At 40.2% G+C, this 26,777-nt stretch carries 30 protein-coding genes, 1 tRNA gene and 1 other RNA gene; 17 read left to right on the top strand and 15 right to left on the bottom strand.

The genetic code is table 11. From position 1 onward, the window contains the following. Positions 1-17: 17 nt before the first annotated feature. The 5 genes from scpB to J2746_RS11290 all read left to right on the top strand — a co-directional run bounded on the left by scpB (position 18) and on the right by J2746_RS11290 (position 5,373). Entirely contained in the window at positions 18-1,124 is a 1,107-nt protein-coding gene (gene scpB, locus J2746_RS11310; RefSeq protein ID WP_209620784.1) for an SMC-Scp complex subunit ScpB, read from the top strand. Between the two features lie 148 nt (positions 1,125-1,272). After that, complete coding sequence (locus tag J2746_RS11305; RefSeq protein WP_209620781.1) at positions 1,273-1,824, top strand: TATA-box-binding protein; 552 nt, start codon at positions 1,273-1,275, stop codon at positions 1,822-1,824. A 26-nt stretch (positions 1,825-1,850) separates the two neighbouring features. Further along, entirely contained in the window at positions 1,851-2,780 is a 930-nt protein-coding gene (gene aglJ, locus J2746_RS11300; protein ID WP_209620778.1) for an S-layer glycoprotein N-glycosyltransferase AglJ, read from the top strand. A 298-nt stretch (positions 2,781-3,078) separates the two neighbouring features. Next, positions 3,079-4,368 (top strand): phosphomethylpyrimidine synthase ThiC, encoded by a 1,290-nt coding sequence (gene thiC, locus J2746_RS11295; protein WP_209620775.1) that lies wholly within the window; start codon positions 3,079-3,081, stop codon positions 4,366-4,368. A 225-nt stretch (positions 4,369-4,593) separates the two neighbouring features. Then, entirely contained in the window at positions 4,594-5,373 is a 780-nt protein-coding gene (locus J2746_RS11290) for an SAM hydrolase/SAM-dependent halogenase family protein (RefSeq protein WP_209620772.1), read from the top strand. Between the two features lie 8 nt (positions 5,374-5,381). Here the strand turns inward: J2746_RS11290 and J2746_RS11285 are convergent, their stop codons facing one another. After that, the gene (locus tag J2746_RS11285) at positions 5,382-6,032 is read right to left on the bottom strand and encodes a cohesin domain-containing protein (RefSeq protein WP_209620767.1); all 651 of its coding nucleotides are present in this window, start codon (positions 6,030-6,032) and stop codon (positions 5,382-5,384) included. A 69-nt stretch (positions 6,033-6,101) separates the two neighbouring features. After that, positions 6,102-7,076: a radical SAM protein gene (locus J2746_RS11280; RefSeq protein WP_209620765.1), complete on the bottom strand. Its 975-nt coding sequence runs from the start codon at positions 7,074-7,076 to the stop codon at positions 6,102-6,104. Between the two features lie 212 nt (positions 7,077-7,288). On the opposite strand from J2746_RS11280, the gene J2746_RS11275 reads away from it, so the two are divergent. The 7 genes from J2746_RS11275 (at position 7,289) to J2746_RS11245 (ending at position 13,647) form a co-directional block, all read left to right on the top strand. Next, positions 7,289-8,257 carry a DUF4198 domain-containing protein gene (locus J2746_RS11275; protein WP_209620762.1) on the top strand — a complete coding sequence of 323 codons (969 nt, stop codon included), beginning with the start codon at positions 7,289-7,291 and terminating at the stop codon, positions 8,255-8,257. Between the two features lie 132 nt (positions 8,258-8,389). Further along, positions 8,390-9,010, top strand: a complete 621-nt coding sequence (gene cbiM, locus J2746_RS11270; RefSeq protein ID WP_209620758.1) for a cobalt transporter CbiM — start codon at positions 8,390-8,392, stop codon at positions 9,008-9,010. Positions 9,011-9,014: 4 nt separating this feature from the next. After that, positions 9,015-9,470, top strand: coding sequence for a hypothetical protein (locus J2746_RS11265; RefSeq protein ID WP_245250118.1), 456 nt, complete (start codon positions 9,015-9,017; stop codon positions 9,468-9,470). Between the two features lie 38 nt (positions 9,471-9,508). After that, complete coding sequence (gene cbiQ / locus J2746_RS11260) at positions 9,509-10,267, top strand: cobalt ECF transporter T component CbiQ (protein ID WP_209620755.1); 759 nt, start codon at positions 9,509-9,511, stop codon at positions 10,265-10,267. An 18-nt stretch (positions 10,268-10,285) separates the two neighbouring features. Further along, positions 10,286-11,212, top strand: a complete 927-nt coding sequence (locus J2746_RS11255) for an energy-coupling factor ABC transporter ATP-binding protein (protein ID WP_209620752.1) — start codon at positions 10,286-10,288, stop codon at positions 11,210-11,212. A 44-nt stretch (positions 11,213-11,256) separates the two neighbouring features. Further along, positions 11,257-12,888 carry an ABC1 kinase family protein gene (locus J2746_RS11250; protein ID WP_209620749.1) on the top strand — a complete coding sequence of 544 codons (1,632 nt, stop codon included), beginning with the start codon at positions 11,257-11,259 and terminating at the stop codon, positions 12,886-12,888. A 126-nt stretch (positions 12,889-13,014) separates the two neighbouring features. Continuing rightward, positions 13,015-13,647, top strand: coding sequence for a class I SAM-dependent methyltransferase (locus tag J2746_RS11245; RefSeq protein WP_209620866.1), 633 nt, complete (start codon positions 13,015-13,017; stop codon positions 13,645-13,647). Between the two features lie 44 nt (positions 13,648-13,691). Here the strand turns inward: J2746_RS11245 and rpl12p are convergent, their stop codons facing one another. The 8 genes from rpl12p to J2746_RS11205 form a co-directional block, all read right to left on the bottom strand. Beyond that, positions 13,692-14,009, bottom strand: coding sequence for a 50S ribosomal protein P1 (gene rpl12p, locus J2746_RS11240; protein WP_209620746.1), 318 nt, complete (start codon positions 14,007-14,009; stop codon positions 13,692-13,694). A 54-nt stretch (positions 14,010-14,063) separates the two neighbouring features. Then, positions 14,064-15,095 (bottom strand): 50S ribosomal protein L10, encoded by a 1,032-nt coding sequence (locus J2746_RS11235; RefSeq protein WP_209620743.1) that lies wholly within the window; start codon positions 15,093-15,095, stop codon positions 14,064-14,066. Beyond that, the gene (locus tag J2746_RS11230) at positions 15,092-15,733 is read right to left on the bottom strand and encodes a 50S ribosomal protein L1 (protein WP_209620740.1); all 642 of its coding nucleotides are present in this window, start codon (positions 15,731-15,733) and stop codon (positions 15,092-15,094) included. The genes J2746_RS11235 and J2746_RS11230 overlap by 4 nt, the downstream gene beginning before the upstream one ends. A gap of 157 nt (positions 15,734-15,890) precedes the next feature. After that, positions 15,891-16,376: a 50S ribosomal protein L11 gene (locus J2746_RS11225; RefSeq protein WP_209620737.1), complete on the bottom strand. Its 486-nt coding sequence runs from the start codon at positions 16,374-16,376 to the stop codon at positions 15,891-15,893. 51 nt (positions 16,377-16,427) lie between these two features. Further along, the gene (locus J2746_RS11220) at positions 16,428-16,895 is read right to left on the bottom strand and encodes a transcription elongation factor Spt5 (RefSeq protein WP_209620863.1); all 468 of its coding nucleotides are present in this window, start codon (positions 16,893-16,895) and stop codon (positions 16,428-16,430) included. Positions 16,896-16,897: 2 nt separating this feature from the next. Then, positions 16,898-17,080, bottom strand: coding sequence for a protein translocase SEC61 complex subunit gamma (locus J2746_RS11215; RefSeq protein ID WP_425342651.1), 183 nt, complete (start codon positions 17,078-17,080; stop codon positions 16,898-16,900). Between the two features lie 215 nt (positions 17,081-17,295). Then, on the bottom strand, positions 17,296-18,405 hold the full coding sequence (gene ftsZ, locus J2746_RS11210; RefSeq protein WP_209620731.1) for a cell division protein FtsZ: 1,110 nt from the start codon (positions 18,403-18,405) through the stop codon (positions 17,296-17,298). A 57-nt stretch (positions 18,406-18,462) separates the two neighbouring features. Continuing rightward, the gene (locus J2746_RS11205) at positions 18,463-19,953 is read right to left on the bottom strand and encodes a D-aminoacyl-tRNA deacylase (RefSeq protein ID WP_245250117.1); all 1,491 of its coding nucleotides are present in this window, start codon (positions 19,951-19,953) and stop codon (positions 18,463-18,465) included. A 257-nt stretch (positions 19,954-20,210) separates the two neighbouring features. Between J2746_RS11205 and J2746_RS11200 the strand changes: the two genes are divergently transcribed. From J2746_RS11200 to J2746_RS11190, 3 genes are all read left to right on the top strand, one after another. Then, positions 20,211-21,575: an RNA-guided endonuclease InsQ/TnpB family protein gene (locus J2746_RS11200; protein WP_209620728.1), complete on the top strand. Its 1,365-nt coding sequence runs from the start codon at positions 20,211-20,213 to the stop codon at positions 21,573-21,575. A gap of 127 nt (positions 21,576-21,702) precedes the next feature. After that, on the top strand, positions 21,703-22,350 hold the full coding sequence (locus J2746_RS11195) for an MBL fold metallo-hydrolase (RefSeq protein WP_209620725.1): 648 nt from the start codon (positions 21,703-21,705) through the stop codon (positions 22,348-22,350). 17 nt (positions 22,351-22,367) lie between these two features. Next, complete coding sequence (locus J2746_RS11190; RefSeq protein WP_209620722.1) at positions 22,368-22,694, top strand: ribonuclease P protein component 4; 327 nt, start codon at positions 22,368-22,370, stop codon at positions 22,692-22,694. Here J2746_RS11190 and J2746_RS11185 read toward each other — a convergent pair whose 3' ends face one another. From J2746_RS11185 to ffs, 3 genes are all read right to left on the bottom strand, one after another. Next, the gene (locus tag J2746_RS11185; RefSeq protein ID WP_209620719.1) at positions 22,695-22,928 is read right to left on the bottom strand and encodes a hypothetical protein; all 234 of its coding nucleotides are present in this window, start codon (positions 22,926-22,928) and stop codon (positions 22,695-22,697) included. A 95-nt stretch (positions 22,929-23,023) separates the two neighbouring features. Then, positions 23,024-23,108, bottom strand: a tRNA-Ser gene (locus J2746_RS11180). Positions 23,109-23,167: 59 nt separating this feature from the next. Next, an RNA gene (ffs, locus tag J2746_RS11175) (signal recognition particle sRNA) lies at positions 23,168-23,482 on the bottom strand. 141 nt (positions 23,483-23,623) lie between these two features. On the opposite strand from ffs, the gene J2746_RS11170 reads away from it, so the two are divergent. Further along, complete coding sequence (locus J2746_RS11170) at positions 23,624-23,863, top strand: MarR family transcriptional regulator (protein ID WP_209620718.1); 240 nt, start codon at positions 23,624-23,626, stop codon at positions 23,861-23,863. A gap of 21 nt (positions 23,864-23,884) precedes the next feature. Here J2746_RS11170 and J2746_RS11165 read toward each other — a convergent pair whose 3' ends face one another. Next, positions 23,885-25,261: an ATPase domain-containing protein gene (locus tag J2746_RS11165; protein ID WP_209620715.1), complete on the bottom strand. Its 1,377-nt coding sequence runs from the start codon at positions 25,259-25,261 to the stop codon at positions 23,885-23,887. Between the two features lie 89 nt (positions 25,262-25,350). On the opposite strand from J2746_RS11165, the gene J2746_RS11160 reads away from it, so the two are divergent. Beyond that, the gene (locus J2746_RS11160; RefSeq protein WP_209620713.1) at positions 25,351-25,494 is read left to right on the top strand and encodes a hypothetical protein; all 144 of its coding nucleotides are present in this window, start codon (positions 25,351-25,353) and stop codon (positions 25,492-25,494) included. On the opposite strand, the gene J2746_RS11155 is transcribed toward J2746_RS11160, so the two are convergent. Next, a complete protein-coding gene (locus J2746_RS11155) occupies positions 25,491-26,270 on the bottom strand; it encodes an ATPase domain-containing protein (RefSeq protein WP_091710929.1) in 780 nt (259 codons plus the stop codon). The genes J2746_RS11160 and J2746_RS11155 overlap by 4 nt on opposite strands. Positions 26,271-26,777: the final 507 nt, after the last annotated feature.

Below are 26,777 nucleotides of genomic sequence, written 5' to 3'. Positions count from 1 at the left end.
GAGGTGTACTTTTGTCTATGAGTGACAAGGAAGTTATTGAAGCAGCTCTTTTTGCTGCCGGTGGTGCACTTGATGCTACTACTCTGGGTAAGCTTATAGGTAAAAACAAAAAGAAGGCTATTCCTATTGCTCTTGGTCTTGTGGAAGAATATGCTTCAAGGGAAACAGGTCTTGAAGTTCTGGATCTTGGTGAACGTTACGTTATGCAGGTAAAGCCCCAATATACTGATGCAGTAAGGCCTCTGGCTCCAAAGGAACTGAGTGCTCCCATGTTACGCACACTTTCCATGATAGCTTATCACCAGCCACTTATTCAGTCTGATCTTGTTGACATGAGAGGTAACTCTGCTTACGATCATATAAGGGAGTTAAAGGAAAGAGGTTTTGTTGAAGCCCTACCTCATGGCAGAACTAAGATTCTGCAGACCACTGCATTGTTTGCGGATTATTTTGGTCTGGAATCCAATGACCCTGAAATTGTTAAAAAGAAGATCATCGAACTCTCACGAGCCCAGAGTGGACAGAGTGGTCTTAATAAGTGGCTTGGAAGAAGATTCATTGGTGTAACTCCGATGTATGAGTCTCTGATGCAGCTATGTGGCATTAAGGAGTATAAAGTGATCAATGCCTATGATCCGACTGAATCAGAACTGGATGAGCTCGAAGATGTTTACAAGCTGGTTATTTCAAAAGGTTATCTTGAGAAAGTAAGCAAATATTATGACGGAGAGATAATCGAGGTCAGTTCAACTACATTTGATGACATTATTGATTCTGTTAAGCTACTTGAAAATGTCTGGGATGAGGATACTGCCGTTTCAAGTATTGAATCTATAACCGAGCTTAAAGAGCGTTATGTATCCAAAGCTCTTGTGATAAGTAAAAAGGTGCAGCCTGCCACTGAGATGGTTGCGCGCATCATCAGTGACCTGCGTCTTGGTGTCTCATCAACAGGAATTGTCATAGCTCCTGACTACGGGAAATCGAGTGATGGCGTTGATGTTTCAGAGGGTGCTGATATTTTGATCCCCACACACAAAGGCATGGACGGCGATCTTATTGAAAGAGTATGCAGCAAATATGATGCTGTTATTGATGGTCTTAAGAAGTTCGAAGATGACTGAGATGAAAAATTAGTATTAAATTTCATCTAAAATGTCTTAAAACTTTTATCATTTTGTCAGTCCCTTAAAAACCTATATAAATAAGAGGGTATAAGTTTATATACTGAATTGTTGAATATTAGCCCGCTTTAAATATGAGGATTATACTATGTCAGATTACAACATCAAAATTGAAAATGTGGTCGCATCTACCAAGCTTGCTGAGGAGTTCGATCTTACAAAAATAGAAGCTGAATTTGAGGGCGCGGAATATAACAAACAGAAATTCCCTGGTCTTGTCTACCGTGTTTCTGATCCAAAAGCCGCATTTTTGGTCTTCACTTCCGGTAAAGTGGTATGTACCGGCGCAAAGAATGTGGATGATGTTCACACTGTCATAGGCAATATGGCCCAGAAACTTAATGACATTGGCATCAAGACAATCGAAAATCCTGATATAACAGTGCAGAATATTGTTGCATCTGCAGACCTGCAGGCAGTCCTGAACCTGAACGCAATTGCAATCGGTCTTGGTCTTGAGAATATTGAATATGAGCCGGAACAGTTCCCTGGTCTTGTTTACCGTATTGACGATCCTAAGGTCGTAGTGCTTATTTTCAGTTCCGGAAAGCTTGTGGTCACCGGCGGCAAATCACCTGAGAATTGTGAACAGGGTGTTGAGGTCGTAAGACAGCAGCTTGACAGCATGGGTCTGCTTTAAGACCTTTCATTTCTATTTCTATATCGATGTCAAACGAAAATGTTTGTATTCTGCTGCCTACTCTGAACGAAGAGGCTACCATCGGTCAGGTTATCAGGGATTTTCGCTCTGAGGGTTTTGACAATATTCTTGTGATAGATGGTAACAGCAAGGATAAAACCCGTGAGATAGCTGAGGCTGAAGGCGCCAGGGTAGTTGTCCAGACCGGCAAGGGAAAAGGTCAGGCCATCAAGCAGTCTTTTGAGCTAATCGAGGAAGATTATGTTGTCATGGCGGATGGTGACGGAACAAACCTTGCAAAGGATGTTCATGCTGTTCTTGGTCCTGTGCTCGAAGGCAAGGCAGATCATGTTATGGGTAACAGACTTGTGGATTTTGAGGAAGGCGCTTTCACAAAGCTCAATCTTTTCGGGAACAAGGTAATAAACAAGATGTTCGGCATGGCCTATGGTGTGTGGCTTAATGATATTCTTACAGGTTACCGGGCATTCAATAAAAAAGCCATAAGATCTTTTGAGCTCAAGAAAATGGGATTTGAGGTCGAATCTGAAATTACCATAGAAAGCGTGAAGAAAGATCTGCGAATCGAAGAGGTTCCAACTACTTATCTGGCAAGACATTCAGAAGGTGCTACAAAATTGAATCCTCTTAAGGATGGATGGAGAATTGGTTCTACCATCTATAAAATGGCAAAACTTCATAACCCGATGTTCTATTTTGGAATAATCGGTGCTGCGTTTATCTTTGCAGGCATTATTGTTGGTGGTTTTGTGGTTATACAGTGGTTCCAGGGAGTTACTCGCATTCCAATGACAATTCTTACAACATTGCTTGTTGTTGCAGGTTTCCAGATGTTCATTTTCGGAATGCTCAGTGATCTGATGGTTACACTTCACAGGGAAAATATGCGCATGCTCCGTAAGATCAGCGAAAATACTGAAAATGATGATGACTGATCTTTAATGAGGCCCTGATTCTGTAAGTAAGATTGAAATATTGCGTCATTTTTCCTGATAACAAAACAATTTTAGTTGTATCCTGTTTTTCTATTCTGAATGTATCTCCCATGAATTATAGTACTATTGTCTTTTTTGATGTTGTTTTTTGAAATAAATAATCTCTTTGGCTATTTCGCTATGAAATAAAAAATCAATATCTATAAAGTTAACTTGACTTTATCTAAAGTTTATTTTTTGACAAACATTATATACGATTTGGTTATTGTAGGTTACATCAAAACTTGAGGTATAAACAATGACAATAGTTACAGATGCAAAAAATGGTAAGATCACAGAAGAGATGAAGATCGTTGCCAAGATTGAAGGTAAAGATCCTGAATTTATCAGACGTGGTGTTGCTTCAGGAAGAATCGTAATCCCAATGACCCCTTACAGGGACATAAAGATCTGTGGTATGGGTGAAGGTCTTAAAACTAAGGTAAACGCATCCATTGGTGCATCATCCGATATTGTTGATCTGGATGCAGAAGTTGCAAAAGCAAAGGCAGCAGAGGCAGCAGGTGCAGACACACTTATGGAGCTTGGTACCGGTGGAGACTTCCTTGGAATCAGGAAAGCTGTATGTGACGCAATCTCCCTTCCAGTAGGTTCAGTTCCACTCTATCAGGCATTCATAACAGCAGCAAAGAGAGACGGTTCTATTGTTCACATGACCGAGGACGATCTCTGGTACGCAACCGAGGAGCAGGCAAAGCTCGGTACAAACTTCATGGCTATTCACACAGGTATCAACAACATTGTTCTTGACAGGTTGAAGGCACACGGCAGATACGGTGGTCTCTGTTCCCGTGGCGGTGCATTCATGAGCACATGGATGCTTCACAACGAGAAGGAAAATCCACTTTATGCAGACTTCGACTACCTCTGTGAGATACTCAAGGAACACGAAGTTACCCTTTCAACCGGTAACGGAATGCGTGCAGGTGCAGTTCACGATGCAACCGACAGAGCACAGGTACAGGAGCTCATCATCAACTCAGAATGCGCACAGAAAGCACACGACAAATACGACCTTCAGGTAATCGTAGAAGGACCAGGTCACGTACCACTTGATCAGGTGGAGATGAACGTTAAACTCATGAAGGCAATGAGTGATGGAAAGCCATTCTATATGCTCGGTCCACTCGTATCTGATATAGGTGCAGGCCGTGACCACATCGTAACAGCTATCGGTGCATCAGCTTCCGCAGCAGCTGGCTGTGACTTCCTCTGCTATGTAACACCAGCAGAACACCTTGCACTTCCAAACCTTGAAGATGTTGTTGAAGGTGTCAAGACCTCAAAGATCGCTGCTCACGTTGGTGACATGGTCAAGTACCCAGAAACAGCTCGTGATGTTGACTTGGCAATGGGCAGAGCACGTGCAAAACTTGACTGGGAAGAACAGTATAAGCATGCACTCGACCCAGAACTTGCAAGAAGCATCAGAGACAGCAGAGCACCAGGCGACGAAGATGCATGTACAATGTGCGGTGACTTCTGCGCTCTTAAGATAGTAAACCAGAACTACGACCTCTGTAAGTAATGTTAAAGACATTACTTTTTTCTTTTCTTTTTTCAATTAATTGTGCTTTTATCTTTTGCTATTTTAACTCACTTTCAATAGCAGTATCTTTATATTCTTCTGTTATATCTTTAAGGCATAATTATGTTTATTGCAGTGACTTGTATAGCTAAATAAAGCAAAATACATTTTATTCTGGACCTAATTTAAACATGTATTTATATCAAAACTGATAAAAATAATATCATGTCAGTAATTACTCTTACTACTGATTTTGGAACTCTTTATCCTGCATCCATGAAGGGTGTTATACTTAGCATAAATCCTGAAGTTACGATTGTTGATATTAGCCATTCTGTTCCTCCTATTGATATCAGGGCTGGTGCCTTTGCCATCTATTCTGTGGTCAGGCATTTCCCTCCCGGCACAATTCATGTAGGTGTGATCGACCCAGGAGTAGGCACTGCTCGCAAGGCAATAATTATTAAAGCAGGTGACCAGTACTTTGTAGGTCCGGACAATGGTCTTTTGATTCCTGCTGCCCGGCTTCTAGGAGATTTCCAGGTTTATGAAATTGAGGATGGTCTTCTTCCGGATAGTGTTTCTTCAACGTTCCACGGAAGGGATATATTTGCCCCGGCTGCTGCTCATCTGTCTGCGGGACGTGATGTTCAGGAAATTGGCCGCAAAACCGATGATTATGTTGACCTTGATTTCTCAGTTTATTCCATAGAAAAACAGTTCATCGAGGCAATTGTTGTATATGTAGATGATTTTGGTAATATCATCACAAATATTCCGGCTGAAAAGCTACTGGATAAAATAAAACCCGGAACTATCTTATCAGTATCCGGCAGGCAAATGCCATTCATGAAAACCTACAGTGATGTTCCAAAATGGGGAATAGTTGCATTGGTGGGAAGCCACGGTTTTTTTGAAATTTCTGTAAATCAGGGAAGTGCATCACGCTTGCTTCATCTGACTAATGGGAACAGTATTCGGATAGGAATAATGGGCAGCATTTAGCTGCTTTCTTAATCTATTCTTTTTCTGACAATATACAAACAGCATAAGGCAATTAAAGCTATTATTGAACTGTTCTGACCCGTTGTGACACTTTCTTCTTCAGTTTCCGTTTCTGCTCCACTTTCCGGAGTTGTCACTTCCACGTCTCCCACTATAATCTCTGCATTGGTTATTTTTGTTTCCAGACTATCTCCTGCGGAATTGGTAATTATCACATTTTTCATCTCAAGAATGGCAACTCCTGATTTTTCCTTTGAATGCAATGTTATTGTAGCAAAAATATCAGGTTCCAGCATTGTGTCATCACCCATTATCACTGAATATATTTCATTCACAGTTCCAAGTTCATTATCAATGGTTCCCTTTGAGAATATTGTGCTTTCTCCATCCTGCTTGAAAAAGTTTCCTTCAGAGATGGATGTAACTTCTATTAGTTCGGGGTCATATGTCAGTTGCATCTCAGCACCGGAAACATTGACATCGCTTTCGATCATGATGTCAATAGTGAACTCCTCGTTTTCTTCAACGCTGGTTTGGGACGGATAAAAGGCAACTGATATCTCTGCGTTTGCAGTTCCTGCAAGTAAAAGTGTAATAAGAACAAAGATGGAAATGGCTGAGAATGACTTACAGCTTTTAATATATGTAATAGTGATCACCTTCAATTATTTCTTATAATTATTGATGCGTTATTATATTAAAACATTGCAGTTAATATGATGAGAAATTCACATCCATTCATAGTGCCTTGCAACTTCAGTATTGAAATTGTACATCAGGCTGTTCTCAACATAACCAAAGAAAAGGCATTTCTGACAATCACGTGCTTTCTCCTTTCGGAGTTTCCTTGTCCTTTCCCATACGTTTGCAATTCCTTCACTGATATGTCCTATCGGTTCACGATGGATTCTGCAGTTCTCTATACTGCCATCAGCTGTCACATCAAGTATGATGTCATTTGCATGGCATGTAAAATCAGGATTAAGGTCACGGGCCATTTTAAGGTATGTATAAGAGTTAATTATCGGATAACCTTCCTTTTTCATCTCAATTATCCTGTCAACAGTCTGATGATACTTTGAAATGTCACGTATTCCCATCATTTCCCAGGTATCATTCGCAATTCCCTGGAATTCGTACATAGGCTCAAATGATATTTTCACATCCAGATCTTTTGCCATTGTGATAAGTTCTTCAATATCATCCAGATTCTTTCCACTTATCACACAGTTTAGCAGAAGGGGATTGTCAAGCTTATCTTTTGCTTTCAGGATTCCTGGCATTATTCTTTCAAGATCAATGCCTCTTATCTCTTTATAACTGGAAGTTCCATCAACGGAAACAGAAAGATAGTCAAGGTCTACAAGTTCATCTATGCGTTTTTCAAGCAAAAGCCCATTCGTTATGAGTGATGTTACCATTCCAATACTTTTCGCATACGCCAGTATTCCAGGAAGGTCTTTCCTGAGAAGTGGTTCCACTGTCCATGCATTATATACAAGGATCCCAAATTCTCTTGCTTCATCAAGGAGCTTGAAGATGTCCTGAAGCTCCATTTCTTCGCCTTCTGTTTTCCAGTACTCGCAGAATGAACATTTCATGTTACATCTGGAATTGATGGCATGTGATAGAACAAAAGGACGTTTTCTTATGTGCATCTGCCAGACAGCTTTTGCAGCAATGAATGGTGAATATTTTGTCATGAAGATTATCCGCAGTTGTTTGTCCTCTTTTAAACTTACATAGACTAAAAAAGATTTGCTCTATCACCTGAAACCTTTTGTCTTATGATTAATCTTTATCATCGAAGCATTAATTATTATCAAATTGAATAAGATTCTACATAAATAGCACAAACTATATATTTAGTATTACTGTGTGATTATTCAATCTATTATGTTGGTAGGAGATTATAATGAGAAAAATTGTTTTGAGCTTATTATTCATTGGAATGCTGATGTGTTCCGCAGGTATGGGAAGTGCTCACTTCACAATGGTTTTCCCAAGCGATAGCGAAGACACCTTATGGGATGTAACTCCGGAAGATTACATCGCAGAGCTTGGTGACACAAAAGATGTTTATATGATGTGGGGTCACCCTTACGAACACATCCTTTTTGATATGTCTACTGTTCCTGAAGTTTCAGTTACAAAACCAGATGGCACTGTTGAAGAGCTGACTGTTGAAGAAACAACTGTTGATGGAATGGACGAAGAAGGTAACATGGGAACCTTTGTTGCTTACAAAACATCATTCACAGTGGACCAGATGGGCGATTCAGTCATTTCTGTAAAATATGCTGACGTTGACGAGGATATGGTTGACTTCACCAAAGCAGTAATTCACTGTGGAGAAGAAATGTGGGTTGGCTGGGATGCAGAAGTTGGTCAGGATACTGAGATCATACCATACATGAGACCCTACGGTATGGAAGAAGGATTTGTCTTCTCAGGTAAGGCACTTTACAATGGTGAAGCTCTCACTGGTGCTGATGTTGAAATAGAGATATATCATACTCTTGAGAAAGGTATCGAGATCGTCGAAGCTGCAGAAGAGATGTATCCATATGATGCACCAATGGTTTTCACAAGACTCACAAAGTCCAATGATGCAGGTGACTTCGTTTACACACTGGATGAACCTGGTATCTGGTTTGTTGGTGCAACAATGGAACCTGAAGAGGGGCAGCCTGTAAGAGGAGTATTTATTGTTCCTGTAATCGAATCATTCCCTGTAAAAGTTGTATCCGCAACATCTGATTCAACAATGGCTGAGGGAACAGCTGAATCATCACCTGAATCAGCAAGTACTCCCGGATTCATTGCATCTGTTGCCCTTGCAGGCATACTTGGTGCACTCTATACTATTATGAGAAAAGAATAGATTATAGCCAAAATATGATAGGGAGTCACCCTCTCTATCAAACCCTTTTTATACGTTGTTATTCATTCTCAGTCCAAAATCATATGAATTAAAAAACAATTCATACCAAATTATACATATGAGGTTACTATTATGCATATTTCTGACGGTGTACTATCCTTCCAGGTAATTGCTACTGGCTGGATTATTGCACTGATATTGAATGCCATAATCCTTTGGCGATGTAAATCCAGACATGACATGGCTGAGGAAATCCCTAAGATCTCCATTATGACAGGTGCCTTTTTCGTTGCATCCCTGGTTCATGTTTCCATAGGTCCAACAAGTGTACACCTTCTTTTGACCGGACTTCTTGGAGTTGTGCTTGGTATTATGGCATTCCCCGCAATGCTTGTTGGCCTCACATTACAGGCATTTCTTTTCCAGCACGGCGGCATTACAACCATTGGAATAAATAATGTGATGATGGGTATTCCTGCCCTTCTTGCATACTTGATATTCAGGTATGGATATCGTAAAGGTATCAATGCTTCTGTTCTGGGTATTATCTGTGGTGCCCTTGGAGTAATCCTGTCAGGGATTTTCCTTGCTTTAATGCTGATAACTACAGGTGAGGAATTTACTGAAATCGCCTATGCAATTGTAGTTGCTCATATTCCTGTAATGATCATCGAGGGAATAATAACGGGTTCTGTTGTAACCTTCATCCTGAAAGTCAGGCCGGAGCTGTTACCACTGGACAGGGAGGTTTGAGATAATGGATTCTTTAAGAATAATGAAAATTCTGGTTTTGATAGTCATGGTTCTTACAATGGCTATGCCTGCTGCTTCTGCACACAGGGTCTATGTTCAGGAAACTATTACAGAGGTTGAGATCAAAGCCTGGTTTGGTGGCGGAGATTCAATGGCTGATGCAGAAGTTGCTGTGTATGCTATCAAGAACGGCGAGGAAGAACTTTATATTGAGGACAAGACCGATTCGGATGGTCTCTTTTATTTCACTCCGAAGCTTGGAGTTTCAGAATACAGAGTTGAGGTTTCTGAAAGTGGTCACAAGAGCGAAACGACATTTGCTCTGACAGGAGGTGCTACTGAAGATACTGCAGAAGCAGAACTTCCACTGGAAGCAAAGATTGGTGCAGGTTTCGGATATATAATCGGAATAGCAGGTATTGCAATGTACCTGTCTGTCCGGAAATCAAAATCAGAATAAAGCCAATTCCCGGAACTTTGAGTAAAAGGTGACATAAAATGGAATACCCGGAAATAGATGCATATTCTTCGATGGATTCTCCCATTCATCGCTTTGATCCCCGGGCCAAGATCGTGTCATTTACTTTTCTTATATTCTCGCTTGTTTTTGTTAATGACATAAGGGTTGCTTTTTCAGGTTTGGTTTTCTCTTTTTTCATATTACTGGTATCCCGGTTACCTCCTGGATTTGCACTGAAAAGGATCAGGATGGTTTTTTTCTTTCTATTTCCTTTGCTACTGGTAATGCCGTTAACTGTAGAGGGCAGGGAAATTGCAAATATATCGGGAATTTCAGTCACACTTGATGGCCTGATATTTGCTTCACTCATAATCATGAGAGCACTGGCTGCAGTAACTCTTGCTCTTACCATGCTGGCAACTACAAGATTCGATATGACGATGAAAACCCTGTATGCCTTGAAAATTCCAGGGACGCTTGTTCAGATGCTCATGTTCACTTATCGTTACATCTTTGTGATAACCGATGAGTTTAGCAGGATGTGGGAATCCATGGAATGTAAGGGATTCAGCTTAAAAGCCAATTATCACGGACTTTCCATATTCGGAAATATGCTCGGCATGATTATCATAAAAAGTTATGACAGGACAAGAAGGGTCTATGAGTCAATGGTTTCAAAGGGATATAGTGGCAGGCCAAGGACCTTGGTTCATCTGAAAATGAGCGCAAAGGATTATGTACTAAGTACATGTATGGTGGGAATTGCAATCTTTGTGCATGCTTATCAATTTATATGATGTAATTACGGTAAAAATATGGTAGAAGCAATCAAGGTTGAAGATCTGAACTATTCCTATTCTGATGGAACAAAAGCCCTTGAGGATATAGGTCTCACAATTTATGAAGGTGAAAAGGTCGTTGTAGTTGGTCCAAACGGAGCTGGCAAAACTACATTTTTCCTGCACCTCAATGGAACAATCAAAAATCCACAGGGTGATGTCCGGGTATTTGGTAAAAGAATCTCTGACATGAAAATAGAGGATAGGATTCATCAGGTAGGTGTTGTTTTTCAGGATCCTGATGACCAGCTGTTCATGCCAACCGTATTCGATGATGTTGCTTTTGGTCCTATTAATATGGGTCTTGATGAAGAAGAAGTTGAAAAGCGTGTTAATAAAGCCCTTTCAAAGGTCGGTCTTGAGGGTTTTGAAAAAAAAGTTTCTCACAATCTAAGTTACGGACAGAAAAAAAGGGTTGCACTTGCTGCAGTGCTTTCAATGGAACCAAAAGTGCTGGTACTTGATGAGCCCACTGCGAATCTTGATCCAAAAAGCCGTGCGGATTTTATCAGTCTAATCAGTGATCTTAACGAGCGGGATGGAATAACTACAATTATCGCAATGCATGATGTCAATGCTCTTCCGACACTTGCAGATCGTGTTTATGTTCTAAATAAGCGCATAGTTGCGGAAGGTTCTCCAAGGGATATATTTTCTGACTGGTCGCTTCTTAAGGACAATAGTCTTGAGGCTCCGGATGTCTTTAAGTTGTTCAAGGTCCTGAACTGTTTTGGCTATTCTTCAGATGATTTGCCATTGTCCTTTGATGAGGCAGTGGAGGTCCTGACAAGAACAATTGAGGGGACAGAAGGTCATATTCATTTGCATATTCACGAACATACTCATAAAGAGATATCCCATGTGATGGACTCTTATAATCATCATCGCAATGGGAAAAAATAGTCCTACGCGAACATATATCTACTAACAGCACAAATATAGTACCGATGTTCAGGAAGATCCGCAGGTACATTACTATTTTCAGGGTATTCTCAAAATACAACCTTTTTAGCCTTATTTACAGTGAGGTTAACCAATACTATGTTTCCAACAGGAGAAATCCATGTGTACTGGATTACAAGAACAGGGAAAATGCTGTAAAACTTAGAAAAGCTCTTGAGGAACTGGGTCCTACATTCATAAAACTTGGTCAGATACTGAGTAAGAGGCCTGACATTGTTCCGGCTATTTACATCGAGGAACTGGGAAATCTTCAGGATAATGTTAATCCTCTTGGATTTGACAAAATGAAAGTAGCATTTGAAGGTTTTAGTTGTAGCATAGGGGAAGAGGAAATTGAAGAGAGCCTTGAACATTCGGGTTTTGATATTCATGAGATTTTCGAGGATTTCAATACTGAACCAATAGCATGTGCCTCAATTGCCCAGGTGTATGAGGCAAAACTGGATGGAAAAAAAGTTGCAGTAAAAATTACAAGACCCAATCTTATAGATACAATAAATCTTGATCTTGCAATACTCAATGACATCAAACCTATTATTGTAAGGCTTCTGGGTCTTGGAAAGAATTTCGATATCGATGGTTTCCTTTATGAATTCAGTGAGCTCCTCAGCCGTGAGCTCGACCTGAGCAATGAGGCAAGGAATATCAGGCGCTTTGAAGAGAACTTTGCAGATGTGAAAGAGGTACATGTCCCACATATCTATGACGATTTTTCCAATGAGAATGTCCTTGTCATGGATTATATGGAAGGTGTCACCATCAGAAAACTTTCAGACGTGCCTCGTGAAAAGAAAAAATGGTATGCCGATATTATCAGTAAAAGTTACCTGAAACAGGTTTATATTGATGGGTTCTATCATGCCGATCCCCATAGTTCAAACATAATCCTGCAGGAGGATGGTATCGCTTACATTGACTTTGGTGCAGTAGGTACAATAGACGATGAGCTGCGTCGTAATATGCTCAACCTTTTTTATGGTATTTACAAGAAAAGGCTGGATGTTGTATTTGAATCATTCTTGAAGATCACGGGAATAAACAAGGAAGATATCAATGTACGTCGTTTCAAGCTGGATCTTGACGATATAATCTCAAAGCAGAATTATTCATCCGGTGAACGTCAGAGTGATAATTATGCAACCCTTGGCCTGAAGTATGATCTGTCCCTTCCAACTGAGTTCTCAACACTTGAAAGGGCTCTAATTCTCATAGAGGCCAATTGTCTTGAACTTGATCCAAAGTTCAACCTGCTTGAAAATGCAAAACCTGTTATAGTGAAGGTTTTGATGAAGCGTTATTCTCCATTTGAGGCCTTTGAATACCTGCAGCTTGAAGGTGACAGGTATCTGGAAATTATCAAGGAACTACCTCAGGGTGTCAATGATGTGATCGAGACTATAAGGGGTTACAAGATCGAGAGATTCGAAAAGAAAACCGATGAGATCAGAAAATACAGGACAATCGATTCCATTGCAAAATACACATTTCTGCTTGGAATTCTGCTTGCATCTTCTTACTTTGCAACAAGTGGTGAAGGATACCTTCCAGTAATGGGTATTGTAGGATTCATGAGTGCTATATTCCTCTTTGCAGTTATTTTTGTACAAAACTCATGAATATTTGTTTGCTTAAGTCTCCCAACGATTGTAAATTTTATTAATGGTTAGTTTCATACTAATTATTGGGAGTTAAGAGAACTTTATTTTTTTCTCTTGATTAAAGGTTTCAAAGGGTGTGTGTAGATAAATCACGTAAAGGGAAATAATTTTGGCTGGCTCTTTGGTGGGAAGCACTATGATTTTTTTGCAACTATCCTTGGTTTTGGTGATACCTATTATACTCAGGTAGCTAAAGCCCTCCCACTTGAACATGGAATGTCTGTCCTTGATCTGGGATGTGGAACTGAATCTGTAGGTATTGCAGTTTCAAGGCAACTTGGAGGAGATGTTAATATTCATGGACTTGACCTTTCGAGCACACAACTGGATTATGCAGCCACAAAAGGCTCAAAATCAGGTACTTCTCTGAATCTGTATAGGGGTTCAATGGATCTTCTCCCATTTGATGATAGATCTTTTGATCTTGTAGTTACATCAGTGGCATTCTGTGAGACCACATCCGAGGTAAGAATAGGAGCTATTAAGGAAGTTTCACGTGTGTTGAAGGATCAGTCTTGTTTTGGAATTGTTGATTGTGCAAAACCAATAATGGGTTTGGATACTGTTATGATGCTTCCTTTCTTTATGTTCAAGGAAACTCCGGAGAGTTGGAATAATCACTATCCTGATATTTGCAGGGAAAATAATCTGATACTTGAAAACGAGATATATATTAAATCCTATGTAAAATGCCAGCTTTTCAGGAAAGCTGATTAAAAAAGAATGTGTTGTCCGCACAAAGGCGGACAGATAATGTTTGTTTATCCGAAGAGTGCTCCGAGACCAGCCATGCCGCTCTCTTCTGCTGCGTCGTCTTCCTCTTCTTCCTCAGCTGCCTCTTCTTCTGCTGGAGCTTCTTCAGCTGCTGCTGCTGGAGCTGCGCCTGCTGCCGGTGCTGCTGCGACTGCTGCGGTTGCCATTGCTTCCTCGATGTCTACGCCATCAAGAGCTGCGACAAGTGCCTTTGCACGTGCGTCGTCAACGTCTGCGCCTGCTGCCTGAAGTACGGCTACTACTGATTCTTCTGTAATGTCTTTACCTGCTTTGTAGAGTAAAAGTGCTGCATATATGTATTCCATGTGAAATCACCTTTTATTTATATCAATGTAAATTTTGTATTTTGTAAATTCTGATTATCCGAAGAGTGCTCCAAGTCCGGCCATGCCGTCTTCTTCACTTGACTCCTCTTCTTGTTCTTCTTCCTTCTCTTCTTCTTCTTCAACAGTAGTCTCTGCCGGAGCAGCTGCGGCTGCACTTGCTGCAGCACCCAGTGCTTCTTTCAGTTCATCGTCAACTGCTTCTGCATTGTTAGCAGATGCAACGGATGCAACTGAAAGCATTTCAGACTGTGCTTTTCCAAGAAGTATATCGACAATCTCTGGTTCAAATACCTCTGCGTTGACACCAAGGTTGCGCGCATCTGATGTTGCTTTTGCAATAAGTGTGTTGATGTTCTCTGCAGTTGGGTATGCTGCAAACACGGATGTGTTGAATGCCTGCTGTGCTGCCAGTACGATATCTGAGAAGTATTTGTCTTCGTCAATGGCCAATACATCTGGTGTGAAAACCATTCCGCTTTCAAAAGCTGCTCTTAGGTCAAGACCTACTTCCATTGGGTAGATCTCAAGCCTTGTGAGCATTGCAGCGAGTTTCTGTGAAACTGCCTCGCCTTCCTTTGCTACGGCTTTTGTCTCTCTGATTACCACTTTGCCACCGTCGATAGCTGCAGGAATTCCTGCTGCCTGCATATCTCCGAGTATTGGGCCAGGTGGGAATGATGTTTCGCCTGCCTCGACAATAATATCTTTAGGTGCAATTGCACCTGCTTTAATTGGAGATGGGCTCTTGCTCTTTTCCAGTGTTTTGAATAACTTGAAAGGATTCTGTTCTGTGAAAACAAGGGCTGTCTGAGCATCAACATACTCTTCCATTTCCTTTCCTTCACTGGATTCGTCAAGTGCTCGTCTTATAAGGGTGTTCCTAGAGACTTTCAAAACAGCCTTGTCCTTAAGGTCTCTTCTCATCTTCTGAAGTTGTTTTGCAGGAATCCCTCCAATACCGATGACACCAAAGATCGGATATTTCTTGATGAGTTCCTTTATTTCCTCAACTTCATCCTTTTTCCACTGTGGGATATGACTTGTGTGGTGATCTTCTTCCATCATGCCACCTTCACTGATTTGCCCATTGTGGTTGTAACATAAATAGCTTTTATGTTGTGCTTACCCTTTTCAAGGGAGCCTTCCACTCTGCTAAGGACTGTTTCTACGTTCTCTGCAAGTTCCTGGATATCCATTTCTCTGCGGCCAACGGATACATGGAAAGTAAGCTTATCCTTTGATCTTACTCTTATTGAGCTTCTTGCGCTGTTGATAAGATCTGCCACATTCTTTCCAGGTGGCAATGGAGTTGGCATCTTTCCTCTTGGACCCAATATGGCACCAAGTGCTTTACCAATCTGTGCCATGTACTGGACTTCAGCAACAAAAAAGTCGTATTCATTTGCAACTGATCTGGCACGTGATTTGTCTTCGGCCATTTCAGCAAGATCTTCCTCAGAGAATACGATTTCTGCGCCAGCTTCTTTTGCCTGGAGACCAACCTCACCTTTCGCAAATACTGCGATCTTGAGGTCTTTTCCTAATCCGTTTGGAAGTAATATTTCTTCATCAACACGGTTTTTAGGCTGACTCATATCCAGATTTTTTAAGTTAATAGCAAGTTCCACACCTTCTGAGAATTTCCTTTCAGGTGATTCAGCTAATAACTTCTCAATAGCTTCTACTATACTTTCGTCTGCCATTCTTTACCTCCCGTAGTGTTGAACTCAAGGTTCAGGCAGGACCGTTACGGTCTACTACGGATTTGTCTAGAGTTTCAGGTTCTAAAACCATCACTCTGTCTATAGTGGCACTCCAATAATCTGTATTAATATTAAAGTTATTGGTTAGTGCATGGGCTTACCATGCTTCTTGTGCCAGTGCATCGTCAAACTGTCCCTCGTCGATTGCTTTCTGACATTCCTTTGCAGTCATGCCTTCAGCAGTTACGCCCATAGGGACGCAGGAACCGAGTACTTCCTTCACAGCAGCTTTAAGGTCGTATGAAAGGATGTCTTCTCTTTTCATGCGTGCGACCTTTGCAGCCTGTGCAATTGTAATGTTTCCTACGGTTACTGTGTTTGGCTCACCGGATCCCTTCTGGATTCCAGCTTCCTGTAATATAAGTGCAGATGTTGGTGGGGTTCCGACTTCAATCTCGAAACTCTTGTCGTCTGCTACTATTACCTTGACAGGGACTTGCATCCCATTGTAATCGCTTGTCTTTTCGTTGATCTTGTCGATCACGTCTTTTATGTTAATACCAAGAGGACCAAGAGCAGGACCGAGTGGTGGGCCTGGATTTGCTTTTCCTCCTGGGACCAATGCTTCAACAACATTTGCCATTTGAATATCACCGTTAAATTAAATCGTTGATTAATAATAAATATGATTAGTTCAGGAATTTTCCTCTTCTTCTTTCCTGAGGATTCTTACAGTATCACCACGAATAGTTATAGGTATCGGTACAACTGCATCAAACAGTTCTACTGTAATTTCTTCGTGGCCTTCATCAACCCTCTTTACACGTGCCTTTTCACCTTTGAAAGGACCGGATGTTATCTCGATGATAGCTCCTTCTGAAATTCCGGTTACCGTTGGTTTTGGTGTGAGGAAGTGAGATATTTCCTCGATGGATGACTGGCCCTTTACCAATGCACGGGCATGTGGTACCGTCTGTATTGCCTGTTCCACATCTCCGGGCGATGATGCTTCAATAAGCACATACCCTTTCAGCTCATCAGGTGCAAGGATAGCTCTGATGTCCAGATGCTCTTTCCTTGCGGATTGCGTTATCATATTTGCTACTGATCGTTCCTGATTCGCAGTTGTTTTCACTACGAATATCGCTGACTCTGCGGTCATATTTACACCCATTTAGGCATTTCCACCAATAATAGATATATAAGGAAGCCTACAAACCCTATCGCAAGTATTCCCAGACCAGCGACCTTGGCGATGGTAAGGAATTCTTCTCTGGATGGTTTTTTTGTAAGTTTCAGCACCCTTAAATATGTCTTTAAGGATTGGTTTATGCTAGCGCTATTGATTTTGTTTAGATCAAATGAATTTTCTGCCAAAGTACTTCACAACCGGTTAGATCGTTTGTAATGCATGCGTATATTTTGAAGTCTATAATGTCAGAACTTTATGTCTGCTATATATAGCGCCATCAAAACAACGTCTTTAATAAAATACCTTTCGATTGGATTGCCAGAATATGCCATCCAATCAAAAGTTAATCATGTTAAAAAAGGGAGATGTTCTATTTAACAAAATCGATTCCGTATTTCCTGGTTACATTCTTTGCACCGCCGTGACCATATATCTGCGGTGACTTTACCCCTGTAACCACTATCATAGTACGCACAGTCTGTTCGAGTTCATCATTGACCTGTGCTCCCCAGATAAGTCTTGCTTCAGGATCGATTCTGCTGTATACTTCCTGTACAACACTTTCAGCCTCTGCAATTGTCATGTCCGGGCCACCGATAACATTGACAAGTGCGGATGTCGCGCCAGATATGTCCACGTCTAAAAGCGGGCTGCGAAGTGCTTTCTGTACGGACTCGACTGCTTTAATCTCTCCATCTGCTTCTCCAAGTCCTATCATTGCCACACCACCGTTCTGCATGACAGTTCTGACATCTGCAAAGTCAAGGTTAACGAGACCTGGTTTTGTAATAAGTTCTGTTATACCCTTTACTGCTCTCATAAGGACTTCATCGGAAACTTTGAACGCTGCCTGGAGTGGTAATCTTGGAACTACTTCAAGGAGTTTGTCATTTGGAACTACTATCACAGTGTCTGCTACTTCTCTGAGTCTCTCAAGACCTGCCTCAGCATTTGTCCTTCTAACTTGTCCCTCTACACTGAATGGCAATGTTACAACGGCAATGGTAAGCGCTCCCGCGTCCCTTGCAGCTTCAGCAACTATGGGGGCTGATCCTGTTCCGGTTCCTCCTCCTAGTCCACATGTAATGAATACCATGTCAGAGCCATTTACTACAGCAGCAATTTCGTCAACACTCTCAAGTGCTGCATCCTCGCCTATCTGCGGGAGACTACCTGCACCGAGACCTCTTGTCTTTTTCTTTCCAATGAGTATTTTCTGGTCTGCTTTAATATTCAGCAGGTGTTGAGCATCTGTGTTCACTGCAATGAACTCTGCACCTTTTATTCCTTCTTCGACCATTCTTTGTGTACTGTTGGAACCGCCGCCGCCACATCCTATTACTTTGATGTTGGTGTGTAACTGACGTAGCATGTCCTCTAATTCTGCATTTATGTCTTTGTGCTCGGGGCTTGCAACCGGACCACGGATATTTTCCTCCTGCTCAGATCTTGCAAGTGCCTCTTCTACTATGGATCTCATTCTTTTTCTCCCTCAAATGAAAATCGTATATTGGATTACAGGTATGAATATTTATATTTAATTGGATATATGGATGTGCTTGACTCTTCTTTTATGTACCATCCCGGGTGTGATGGTCTTTCCCTCTACAACAACGGAATTTCCTCTTGCAAGTTCACCCAGCATCGGCCCTGCCGGAATTCCTAGTTCTTTTGCTGCCCTGGGATTAAATTTTTCGTTGCTGATACAAAGTATATTCTCATCAGGAATATATTTAATTTCATAATGCTCTTTTAGTATTTTAATGCATTCATTTGTAACGTTCTGCATAGCACTTTTTGTTTCTTCACCCATTCCCATTATGGTATTTGAAAGAGTTCCGTTCTTTCTTTCCATATATATGGGTGCGCAGTGTATGAGCATTTCTTCAGTAAGCTTCTTGCTAGCTTTTACTGTTTCCTGAAATAATTCTTCACAAATTTGGCACTGAGTCAATTCTCCATATTCCCTTTCTTTTTCACCAGGAGATTTTTTTAACCCTGATCTGAATACTTCTGTGATTCTGAATTTTCCTTCAGGGCATAAGTCATTGCATTTCTCCTTAATTTCCATGAACAGTTCCCATTGAACTTCCCCTATCTCTCTTATGTCGCTTTCCCTCAGCAATACAAATCCAAGTTCATCCAGTAATTGTGCAAGTCTTTCCCTTTCTTTTGAACTCATGGACTTCCTGTCAAAATATGCAAAATCAGCCCCGGATTTCTCAAAAGCTTGCAACATTATATTTCTGTCTACAAAAGATAACTGATAATCAGGGAAATTGTGACCGAATGTAACTTCAGCTCCCAATATCAGTTCTGTTTGTCTGGATGCATAGTGGCCACCTCCAAATCCAACGGCAATCGGGATATATTTTCCAGTTTTCTTACTTGCATTAAATTCTCTTATTGCTTCCAATATTGCTTTTGATGCAATGTCTCCTGCTTCAGGATCATTCCATTGCTTTTCCGAACTTCCGATCTCTGCATATACCATTGGCGTTTTAAGGTCGGTAGGTCCGTGATGTGTAGATTCCATATTTACTTCATAATCTATATTTTCTGCAAGTTCCTTCATATTTCTTAATATAAGGCGCAGAACATGGGGTGCAGCCACTGACAGTTCCTTCGGTCTCCCTCCAAAATCTGCTTTATCCGGGTTTCCAGTGAAATGAGCAGTTAGCACTGATCTTCCATCATTACTTTTATGTTTTGATGCCACAACTATCAGGTCAGTTTCAAATCCATATGTTCTCATTTTCTCATCGATTTGATCTTCGTAAATATGATGTCCTTCGATCTCAAGAATTCGTATTTCCTGATTCTCATAAATTGAATTTAATCCTTCCCAGTCATCAGGTATCTGGTCGGGTTTTTCCCATTGTGTATTATGAAGGAGGTGGTTCTTTATGTTCTGACTTGCCGCATCGGCGGCAGAACATAATATGTTTGTCTTTTTCATGTTCTGTAGTCCGTCCATTGGTTTAGTTTCATCGCAGTAATTAATTTCTTTTTCCAATGTTTGTATCATTTTTCTTTCAGTAGTTTTAATGCTTATGATGGTATCATCTGAATTGAGACAATATCCTGTTATTAGGAATAACGGGGTGTAGGGGTAGAGAAAGCCTACGACTTTAGTCGTAGGATGAATCGTACCTCACTGGCTGTTGATAAACTCATCATAACAACATTGGAATCGTATCTCATTGAACAAAAAAAGCAAACATTCCAAAGCAACATTAAAGTAATAAGAAAACAATATACTGTTGTTGATTTTAGAGTGATATCATGGTCAGAAAAGAAGGTCAGAACTGTAGAAATCTCAGGTTTCTGATCCACCCTAATCCTGAACAGGAAGTAAAGATGGAAGAAACTCTGGAAACCTGCAGGAAGTTATGGAATGATCTTCTCTCAACAAGAATTAACCTCTATGATATCTATGGATTATATCCAGATTCACAAATGCTGGAAAAACAACTCAAGTTCTTTGACTATGCTAACAATATCCATTCTCAAGTAAGGCTTAATGTTTTTGAAAGAGTTCAACAAGCATACTTCAAGTTCTTAGATGATATCAAAAATGGTAGACTTAAAGGAAGCAAACCAAGAAAAGGAACTTTCGTCAAAAGAAAGGATGTTCCTGCAGCAAATCCTCCTTATTCTCTTCTTGGAAAAAAAAGTTCGAAACCTATCAAATATGATGGTCTTCTTCGAAAAGGACATCCGAGATTCAAAGGTAAAGAAGACTACTATAGTTTCACATACAAGCAACATGGAAATGGTTGGGAACTAAGAGGAAACAACTTGTTCTTGTCTAAGATAACTGATAAGAACAACCTGATAAAGATAGATGTTAACAACGATATCCTTAATGGTCAATTGAAAACATGTACGATCAAAAAAGAAGGCAAGAAATGGTTTGCTTTCATAACAATTGAACTTCCTGATTATCCTGAACCAATCATACCACAAACTATGGTAGGTATCGATCTAGGATTGAACAATTTGATAGCAACATCTGATGGTGAATTCATCGAACCACCAAAGTTGCTCAGGAATGCAGAAAAAAGATTAGCAGTTGAACAGAGAAAACTCTCCAATATGGAATATGGCTCTCAGAACTACCTTAAACAAAAACGTAAAGTGAACAGGATTCACAGAAATGTTAAAGGTACTCGCAATCATATTTCACATTGTCTGAGCAAGTTGCTTGTAGCAAAATACGACCTAATAGTGTTCGAGGATCTGAAGATAAAGAACATGGTCAAGGTACGAAGCTATGCTAAATCTATTCACGATGCAGCATGGGGAAGACTTGTTCTACATGTAATGTACAAGGCTGCTGAGATAGGAAAAATAACTGAAAAGGTTAATCCTAAAAATACGTCTCAGACTTGTTCAGCATGTGGAAAGAAAAAGAAAGTATTTCTCAAAAAAGGAGAAAGGAGATTTCACTGTGAACATTGTGATCTCAAAATAGACAGGGATGTCAACGCTGCCATCAACATCCTGTTAAGATCAAAAACATACACAAATACCGTGGGGCTCACGGGAATCTACGGCTGTGGAGTTGGAACCTCTACATCCAGCTGTAAAGCTGGGTTGCAAGTTCCGACAATGAATCAGCAATTGCTTAACCTTATGCAAGGCTAAGGCTCCTTAAGGGTTCAATAGAACCCAACGACTTCAGTCGTTGGAGTAGTCAGTATTTCAACTCAGGGATGAATAATGTCTTGAATCTCAATTTGATATCATTCGATCAAGTTAATGGTGTGATACTTTGGCTGACACGACAATCAACGGTGTTTTGATAAAAAAACTGGAAAATGCAGGTTTTATGATAAAGTCTGATGATATGGTAGTTTATATTGATCCAAATGGACTCGGTGATGTGCACATTCCAGAAAAGGAAATGGCAGATATTATTCTCATAACAAACGAGTACTTTGGTCATTGTGACCCCGACTCTATAAAGAAAGTCCGTAAATCAGATTGCACAACTCTCATACCTGAACAAATGAGCTTGCATTTCAGGGGGGATGCCAGGCGTGTGATGGATGGCGACTCTCTGGCAGATGAATTAAGTATTAAAGGTGTAGATATTGAAGTTTTACCTGCATATGATTCATGCGAAACAGCTCTGGCCCCTGGTAAAGGTGTAGGTTACTTCTTCCTATTCGGAGGTCTTGGAATATATCATGCAGGACATACCTGTGATATTGCTGATCTGAAAGGTCTGTCTCCGGATGTCCTTATGCTGCCTGTAGGTGATCATGTAATGGATATTGAAAAGGCGGCAAATGCAGTGTCAATGTTTGGATCTGTTTATGTAATTCCTATGTTCTATGGACTCGATAGTACTGGATGTCCAATGTTTACGAATATTGTCAGGGAAAAGAATCCCTCTGCAGAAGTGATATTACTTTGAATTAAGGTGTTTGATTTATGGCCAGATCTCGAAAAAAGAACAAGGCTGTGGCTCGTAGTATTGCACAGGATAGGATCGAGTACCTTTTTGACCTTGCGAAAAGTGAGTTTTTAATAAATCCGGATAAAAGTAAGAGATATGTTGCACTTGCTCGTAAAATAGGGATGAGGCATCGGGTGGGTATCCCTTCTGAACTTAAAAGACGGTTCTGTAAAAACTGTGGCTCTTTATTGGTTCCTGGAAACAATTCCCGTGTTCGTTTGCAGGATGAAATAATTATAATTACTTGCCTGGATTGCGGCGATATCGAAAGATATCCTTTTGGCAAAGAAAAGAAAAATTAGTTATGGATTTATCCATGAAATTAACTTTGTTGCCAGATATGCCACAATGAATATTATTGCTCCCATTCCTACATAAAGAAATATATTTCTGAATACGACCTCTTTGTCGGAGCCTGCTTTAATTCCCATTCCTCCACAGCATCCGCCGCCACATGAGTTACAAGCGACATTGGAGTCTGTTTCAGTTTCAACCTCACTTTTATTCAATAAAGGGATTATTGTTTTCTCTGACATTAGTTGTCCTTCTCTTTTTTATCATATTAGGTTCTTTGCCATGGGATGAAAATAAAAACAATTGCTCTTTATTTTTGATGTATTAAAAAACAGGACGACGAGAGGGGGATTCGAACCCCCGAGGCGCATAGCACCACAGGATTAGCAATCCTGCGCCATACCGGGCTTGGCTATCTCGTCATATTTGTAATGTTCGTTCCTAAACGTAATTCAGGTATTTAACGTTTTCCGGTTTTAAGTGACAGGCACGCCCGAAGTCGTTGCTTATTCCATTATCAGGTGGTCTGCAATTTCGCCTCCACCCCGCAACCCTCCAAGCGACGATTGTCTACGGTAGGCCTGCTCCCTTCCGGGCCTGGGCTGGTTCCCGCAGTTAAGATATAAGAACAAGCTCTCCAGCAAGCACCTATATCAACGTCATCCAAGCAGGACGGGGTTTCTTAGTTGAAATTACAGGTTTGAAAATGGTCCAAACATCTTCTTCAGGCTTCGTCTCCCGCATATCGGCGATTTCGGGTAACAGGTAACGCCGGCCTACCCAGACTAGCCTGCCACCCTAACATGGGCATTACTGCTTATAAAAGTATCCTTTGCCAGTAATGTATAAAGGAGTTCAGTGTCATAGGTTGATATTAAATTCAACATGTAATAGTAATATATAGAATGTCGGACTATAATATATTAGGAGGTCTGAAATGGAGGAATTGATTGGATTTGTATCTGGAAATAAAAATCGCCAGAAATTACTTGCTCTCTTAGGTTCCAAACACCAGCTTGATGCTGAAAAATTGGCTAAGAATATGCATATTGCCCGTCCTTCCGTTGAAAAGATAGTAGATGAGTTACTTGAAAAAGAGTTGATTTTTCAGGACTCTGATATGTATATGCTCACTGAGCTGGGTGAATTGCTGGAGAAAAAGGTTCAGAACATTTAGTACTTAATCATTTTTTTGTTTTCATATCAATGTGTCTGTCCTTAATTTTATTCCTGATTCGGTTATAGCATATTCTTTGATAGAACGAAGGTGTTTTGTTCCTCTGGATTTTGTGACACACATATATCTGCGATCCTTTGCTTTGGAATTGTGTAATATCAGTACTGAGTCCATAATAGAAGCTACGTCTATTTTTTCATTTCCGGGGCATTCTGAAGGTGCAGTATCTGTTGTGAAAAGGGAAGTAATATTTTTACTTTTAAGATAGCTCGTTATGGAATAAAGGTAACCTCTGAGTTCCAGTTTGTCAGGTATGGCAATTTCCATGTGATTTATCCCATCAAAAAATACTCTTTTAATATTATTCTTTTCAATGACTTCTTTTATATTTGTCGCATGCTCTGCAGGGTACATCTCATTTGGATTGGTACATACAAAATGTAGAAGTCCTCTATCTACATATTCTTCCAGTTCCAATCCTATTTTCTTTGATTCAAGTATCATCTGATGGGGCGAATCCTCAAAAGTGACCACCATGGATGACTTGTTCTTCTCAAGTCCCTGAAGCATGAATTGCAAACCAAATAGCTTTTTTCCTGTCCCTGGGATGCCTGCGACAAGTAAGCTGTTGTAGCAGAACAATCCTCCCTCGAACATACTGTCAAGTCCGGGAATGCCGGTCTCAATTCTTGAATCGTCAAGTTTTATATTAGTCTCTGGTCTGAGGTGGGGGTATACTGTAAAACCGGATGAATTTATATTGTAAAGATATTTATGTGAGGTTATTTCTGAACGCTTACCGGGATCAATTCCTCTCATTTTGATGAATTCCATTCTGTGGTCAGCTCTTGTATTCCTGTCTTCTCTTGTCAGGTATATTATTCCGTCTGAGAGGTGACTGACAACAGAATTGTGAATCTCTGATTTTAGCAATTCTCCTACAAGAAATGTGACCATATTCCTTTCCTGTAACATAGAATCAAGAGTATAGAAAAACCTTCTTTTTTCCTGTTCAATAAACCCAAATCCCAATGGTGTTATAGGATCAATGACAAGTCTGTCTGGTTTTATTGATTCTAATATGTTTCCTATCTCTATCAGGGTTGTAAGGGGGTCTTTTTCTGCCAGCTGCCTGTTTATTGAGTGCACTTCAAAAGAATCTTCATAAAAATCAAGTGTTGAATTATAGAGTTTTAGTTTCTCTGGATTTTCGGTTGTTATGGGAATATAAAGTGCTTTTTCACCACTTTTCGAAGCATTTGATAACATCTGCAGTGACATGATCGTTTTTCCTACTCCTGCAGATCCGGCTACCAGAAATGTGGAGGGTGATATAATTCCTCCAAGGATCGTGTCGAGTCCCTTTATACCACACGAAATATGTTTCAATTGGTCCATTTTATCTTTGGTTTTTTTTTGTATGTTGGATAATTGTTTATTCGTTAATTTAATATACTCTTTTATATAATTACTTGTTGGTGAAAATGATGAATTACAGATGTCCTGTTTGTGAAGGTAAAATGAACCGTTGGAGATATCCTACATTAAAAAGGCATGATCACTTTGGCCGCACGCTGGCAATCTACAAATGTGTTGAATGCGGCCATGAAGAGATGTTTCCTGATCTTTAGAACATTGAATATACTTCTTCGTGTGGATGTATCACAAATCCACCGGGAGTTATATCATATGGATGAATCTTCTTACTGTGATCTGATCCTCTCATCTTGTATATTTCCATACTCCTCATTCTAACATTTTCGTGCCTTTTGTAGTATAATACTATAGTACCGTCAGTGACGAAGTTTTCAACACCGAATCTTGAAGGTTTTGATTCGTCAATAAGCTCACATGTCATCATGGAGGTCAGACCTATGACTTCCAGCGTGGTGCTAAGTTTCAGGAGTTCTATTCTAATTTTGGCAGGGTCCTGAAGGTAGAAACTCACGGATGTTGTAGAGTCAACAAGTGCACGCTTTGCATTGATCTCTTCTTGCGTAGCAATAATCTGGTCCATCATGGATCTGATATCAAAAGGTCTTACATCTACATATTTTTCCTGTGACGGTATTCCAATCTTGGTGGAACATGCATCAATGATAACAAGCTTATTCTCGTCTTCAAGTGCCTGTAGATCCCATCCAAACTTGAGAACGTTTTCTCTTATCTGTTCGGGCCTTTCTTCGGTTGCGACAATTATTCCGTTTTCCCCGTATTTCGTTATCCCGTTGTAAATGAATTGGATGGAAAAATTAGTTTTACCTGCACCAGAAGTACCTGATATCAGGTAAGTCCTGTCACGGATAAGGCCGCCACCGCATAATTCGTCAAAACCCGGAATGCCTGTCTTGACACGATTTGTTTCATCATCCATTGATATCTCTTCAGAAACTGCACCATCGAACATCTTATTTATTCACTCCTAATGATTGGTAATATCCCTCATCGATTATGTCAAAATTTTTGTGTATATTGCCAGACTTTATTTCATGTCTCTTTTATGTTATAACATATATAAATATATTGAACTATTCCGTGTATAATGACTTTGATTTTATCGATATTCAATGAAAAATATAATATGCAATGTAATATAGCATCGACGATTAGTAAATATTAGTTCACGTTTTGTCTGTTTTTTCTTTTAAATTTCAATGTGACTTCGACATTTCCCGTCAATTGCATCGATGTTTGCCAATGCAATGCGATAATTGTTCTGATATAGACCACAAAAGATTTAATACGGCAATTGTTTAATAGAACACTTGTAATCCAATATGACGGGATTAGGAGGGTGATGAAGTCTCCTTCGGCAATGGACGAACTCCACTGTTTGTCTGAAGCTAGAAGATTTAATAGGGCGAAATTCGCTTTATTCTTTGATTCTCACTCTTTTACACGAATTAAATACGGA

This window comes from Methanolobus bombayensis (assembly GCF_017873415.1).
Taxonomy (GTDB): domain Archaea; phylum Halobacteriota; class Methanosarcinia; order Methanosarcinales; family Methanosarcinaceae; genus Methanolobus; species Methanolobus bombayensis.
Note: the sequence above shows the minus strand (reverse complement) of the source record. Positions and strands in the feature narration are given on the sequence as shown.